This window comes from Quadrisphaera sp. DVD1 (assembly GCF_058932755.1).
In genome coordinates this window covers 1-4,536 of sequence record NZ_JBZYWI010000197.1, presented here as the reverse complement: position 1 = coordinate 4,536, position 4,536 = coordinate 1, and the positions used below count along the sequence as shown (strand labels likewise).

General features: G+C 79.7%; 5 protein-coding genes. 3 read left to right on the top strand and 2 right to left on the bottom strand.

Features of this window, described 5'->3' with window-relative positions; genetic code table 11:
- The 3 genes from AC5FZL_RS15615 to AC5FZL_RS15605 form a co-directional block, all read left to right on the top strand.
- The coding region (locus tag AC5FZL_RS15615) for a lytic transglycosylase domain-containing protein (protein WP_493619802.1) at positions 1-1,242 on the top strand (1,242 nt) is incomplete at its 5' end.
- A 47-nt stretch (positions 1,243-1,289) separates the two neighbouring features.
- Positions 1,290-2,150 carry a PHP domain-containing protein gene (locus AC5FZL_RS15610; RefSeq protein ID WP_493619801.1) on the top strand — a complete coding sequence of 287 codons (861 nt, stop codon included), beginning with the start codon at positions 1,290-1,292 and terminating at the stop codon, positions 2,148-2,150.
- A gap of 56 nt (positions 2,151-2,206) precedes the next feature.
- Positions 2,207-3,025: a RecB family exonuclease gene (locus tag AC5FZL_RS15605; RefSeq protein WP_493619803.1), complete on the top strand. Its 819-nt coding sequence runs from the start codon at positions 2,207-2,209 to the stop codon at positions 3,023-3,025.
- Positions 3,026-3,035: 10 nt separating this feature from the next.
- Here the strand turns inward: AC5FZL_RS15605 and AC5FZL_RS15600 are convergent, their stop codons facing one another.
- The gene (locus AC5FZL_RS15600) at positions 3,036-3,719 is read right to left on the bottom strand and encodes a LuxR C-terminal-related transcriptional regulator (protein ID WP_493619800.1); all 684 of its coding nucleotides are present in this window, start codon (positions 3,717-3,719) and stop codon (positions 3,036-3,038) included.
- The coding region (locus AC5FZL_RS15595) for a sensor histidine kinase (RefSeq protein WP_493619799.1) at positions 3,716-4,536 on the bottom strand (821 nt) is incomplete at its 5' end. The genes AC5FZL_RS15600 and AC5FZL_RS15595, both read right to left, overlap by 4 nt.

Below are 4,536 nucleotides of genomic sequence, written 5' to 3'. Positions count from 1 at the left end.
GAGGAGCGCCTGCGCCGCGACGCCCCCGGCTGCGGCCTGCCCTGGTGGGTGCTGGCGGGGATCGGCAAGGTCGAGTCCGGCCACGCCAGCGGCGGGCGCGTGGACGACGCCGGCCGCACGCGCGGGTCCATCCTCGGCCCGCGCCTGGACGGCTCCCTGGCGGGCACCGCCCGGATCACCGACAGCGACGACGGCGCCCTCGACGGCGACGCCGCGTTCGACCGCGCCGTGGGACCCATGCAGTTCCTCCCGGGCACCTGGGCCGGGTTCGCCGCCGACGGCGACGGCGACGGGCGGAAGGACCCCCACGACGTCGACGACGCCGCCCTCGGCGCCGGGCGCTACCTGTGCTCGGGCGCCCACGACGGCGCCCTGGCCACGGACGCCGGCCAGCGGGCCGCGCTCATGCGCTACAACCGCTCGGTGCCCTACGGCCTGAAGGTGCTCAGCTGGGGCGCGGCCTACCGCGACGGCGTCTCGCCGGTGCCGGGCGCCTCCGGCTCCGTGCCCGCGCCGGCCACCCCGCCCACCCGGGCGCCGCAGCGGCCCGCACCGGCTCCCGCGCCGCTGCCCTCCCCGCTGCCCGCGTCGATCACGGTGCCGGACGCCGCCCCGCAGGCGCAGGCCCCGGCCGCGCCCCCCACGACCGCTCCGGCCGCGCAGGCGCCGGCGAGCCCCGCGCCTGCGCCGACTGAGCCGGCGCCGACTGAGCCGGCGCCGACTGAGCCGGCGCCGACCACGCCTGCGCCGACCACGCCTGCGCCGACCACGCCTGCGCCGACCACGCCTGCGCCGACCACGCCTGCGCCGACCACGCCTGCGCCGACCGAGCCGACCACGCCTGCGCCGACCACGCCTGCGCCGACCACGCCTGCGCCGACCACGCCTGCGCCGACCACGCCTGCACCGACCGAGCCGACCACGCCTGCGCCGACCGAGCCCACGACGCCTGCGCCGACCGAGCCGGCGCCGACCGAACCCGCCCCCGGCTGCCCCGCGCCCGAGGAGCCCACCGCGGAGGCGCCCGCCGACCCGGCCGCCACCCCCGCCGCGCCGGCGCCGGAGGCGACCGCCCCCGTCGCGGCCGACCCCGGGACCGACGGGCCTCCCGAGCCCACCGAGCCGCCGTGCCCGGAGCCCGCAGACCCCGGCGCCGACGGGCCGGAGCCCACCGACCCGGCTCCGACCGACGCGCTCCCGGCCGAGGACGGCGTCCCGGCGGCTCGGGAGGGCGGCGCCTGAGGGATCCGGTCCCGGCCGCCGTCGGCGGTGGCGCCTAGGCTGGGCCCGTGCTCGTCGACCTGCACACCCACTCCACGGCCTCGGACGGGACCGACTCTCCGGCCGGGCTCGTGGACGCGGCCGCTCGGGCCGGGGTGCGGGCGCTGGCGCTGACCGACCACGACACCACGGCCGGGTGGGAGACCGCCGGGCGCGAGGCGCACCGCGCCGGGCTGCTCCTGCTTCCCGGCGCCGAGGTCTCCTGCCGCACCGGCGGCGTGACGATCCACCTGCTCAGCTACCTGCACGACCCCGGCCACGAGGCCCTGGCCGCGACCCTCGCGAGCTCGCGCGACGTCCGCCTGAACCGCGCCCGCGGCATGGCCGAGCTGCTCGGCCGCGACTACCCGATCACCTGGGAGCACGTCCTGGCCCAGGCCGCGCAGGGCGCCACGGTCGGCCGCCCGCACGTCGCGGACGCACTGGTCGCCGCCGGCGTCGTGCGCGACCGCGACGAGGCGTTCTCCTCCCTCCTGGCCGACGGCTCGCCGTACGTGCTCCACCACGGCGCCCCCCACCCGGTCGAGGCCGTCCGCCTCGTCCGCGCGGCCGGCGGCGTCCCGGTGATCGCCCACGCGTTCGCCAGCGCCCGCGGCCGCGTGGCGACGGTGGAGCTGCTCGAGGAGATGGTCGCCGCCGGGATGGCCGGGGTGGAGGTCGACCACCGCGACCACACCCCGGACGACCGGGCCCGCCTGCGCGACTTCGCCGCCGCCCACGACCTGCTGGTCACCGGGTCCAGCGACTACCACGGGACCGGCAAGCGCAACCTGCTCGCCGAGAACACCACCTCCGAGGCGGTGCTGGAGGCGATCCTCGGGCAGGGCACCGGCACCGCCGCGATCGGCTCGCTGACGGCCCGCTCGTGACGCCGGCGGCGCGGCGCGCCCGGGAGCAGGGCCCGGAGCAGGGCCTGCTGCCGGGCATGCCGACCCGGCTCTTCACGTGCACGCCCACCCGGCTCACCACGCACCTGGACTGCCCGCGCCGCTACCGCCTCACCTACCTCGACCGCCCCTCCCCGCCGCGGGGACCGGCGTCCGCGCACACGTCCGTGGGCGCCGCCGTGCACCTGGCCCTGGCCCGCTGGTGGAGCGAGCCGCTGCCCCGCCGCACCCCCGAGCGCGCCGGCGAGCTGGTGCGCGCGGCCTGGCCGGGCTCGTGGTCCAGCGCCGGGTTCCGCGACGCCGAGCAGAGCGCCGAGCACTGCGAGCGGGCCGTGGCGGCGGTCACCGCCTACGCCGAGGGGCTGGACCCGGCGCACGAGCCCGTCGGCGTCGAGCGCACCGTGGCCACCCGCACCGCCACGCTCGCCGTCTCGGGGCGGGTGGACCGGATCGACGCCCGCGACGACGAGCTGGTGGTCGTCGACTACAAGCTCGGCCGGCGCGAGCCCACCGGCACCGACGCGCGCACCTCCCTGGCCCTGGGCCTGTACGCGGTGGCCACCGCCCGCACGCTGCGCCGCCCGTGCACCAGGGTGGAGCTGCACCACGTGCCCAGCGGCGCGGTGGCCGTCGCCGAGCACGACGAGGCGTCGCTGGCCCGCAAGGTCGCCGAGGCCGAGTCGATCGCCCGCGACGTCGTCGCCGCCACCGACGCCCTCGCCGCCGGCGCCGACCCCGACGAGGCGTTCCCGGCCACGCCGTCGTCGCTGTGCGCCTGGTGCGACGTGCGCCCGGCCTGCCCGGTGGGCCAGGCGCACGTGCCCGCCGCCGAGCCGTGGGCGGCCCTGGCCCCCTGAGGCCGGTCGCTCACAGCAGCCGGCGGTCCGCGGCCCAGCGGGTCAGCTCGTGGCGGGAGGACAGCTGCAGCTTGCGCAGCACCGCCGACACGTGGGTCTCGACCGTCTTGACCGAGATCACCAGCTCGCGCGCCACCTCCTTGTAGGCGTAGCCGCGCGCGATGAGGCGCATCACCTCGCGCTCGCGGGCGGAGAGCCGGTCGAGCTCCTCGTCAGTGGTGGCGACGTCGCCGGCGGCCGCCCCGAAGGCGTCGAGGACGAAGCCCGCCAGGCGGGGGGAGAAGACCGCGTCGCCGTCGGAGATCCGCCGCAGCGCGGCGAGCAGGTCCGGCCCGCTGATCGTCTTGGTGACGTAGCCCCGCGCGCCGGCCCGCACCACGGCGATGACGTCGTCCGCCGCGTCGGACACGCTCAGCGCCAGCACCCGCACCGGCGCCCCGGCCGCGGTGGTCAGCCCTGCGCAGCGGCGCAGCACCTCCGCCCCGCCGCCCCCGTCCCCGCCGGGCAGGTGGACGTCGAGCAGGACGACGTCCGGCGCCGTGGCGGTCACCACCGCCACGGCCTCGTCGACGTCCCCGGCCTCGCCGACCACCTCCACGCCCCCGGCCAGCGCGGCGAGCTCGGAGCGGACGCCGGAGCGCACGAGGCGGTGGTCGTCGACGAGCACGAGCCGCAGCGGCGGGGGCGCGCTCACCGCGGCTCCTGCGCGGGGCCGACGAGGCGCAGCGAGACCTCGGTGCCGCCGCCGGGGGCCGGGCGCACCGCGGCGCTGCCACCGGCCCGGGCCATCCGGCCCAGCACCGACTCGCGCAGGCCGAGGCGGTCGGCCGGGACGGCGTCGAGGTCGACGCCCGCGCCGTGGTCGCGCACGAACGCCTCGACGCCCGACGGGCCCGCCTCGACGTAGACCTGCACCGGGGCGGCGCCGTGGCGGACGGCGTTGAGCACCGCCTCCCGCAGGGCCTGCACCAGGGCCTCCTCGGGGCGGCCGAGCGGGCGGTCGCCGACGACGACCACCTCCACCGGCACCCCGTGGGCCTCCTCGACCGCGGCGACCTCGACGCGCACCGCCGGCGCCAGCGAGCGGCCACCGGCGTCCGGGCCGCCCCCGTAGAGCCACGAGCGCAGCTCGCGCTCCTGGGCGCGAGCGAGGGTGGTCACGGCGGCCGGGTCGGCGCTGCTGCGCTGGATCAGGGCGAGGGTCTGCAGCACGGAGTCGTGCAGGTGGGCGGCCAGCTCCGCCCGCTCCGCCTCGCGCACGCGGGCGGCGCGCTCGGCGCGCAGCTCGGCGGCGGACCGGACGGCCCACGGCGCGAGCAGCAGGCCCGTGCCGGCCAGCACCGCGGCCACGGCGAGCACCACCGGACGCAGGGCCGAGGTGTCCTCACCGCGCAGCGCCAGCAGCACCACGCCGGTCGCGGCCAGCAGGACGCCCACCAGCAGGCGCGGCCCGCCGTCCGGGGCGCCGCCGCCGGCGCGGGCCAGCCAGCGGTCGCGGTCCCCGGCGTCCA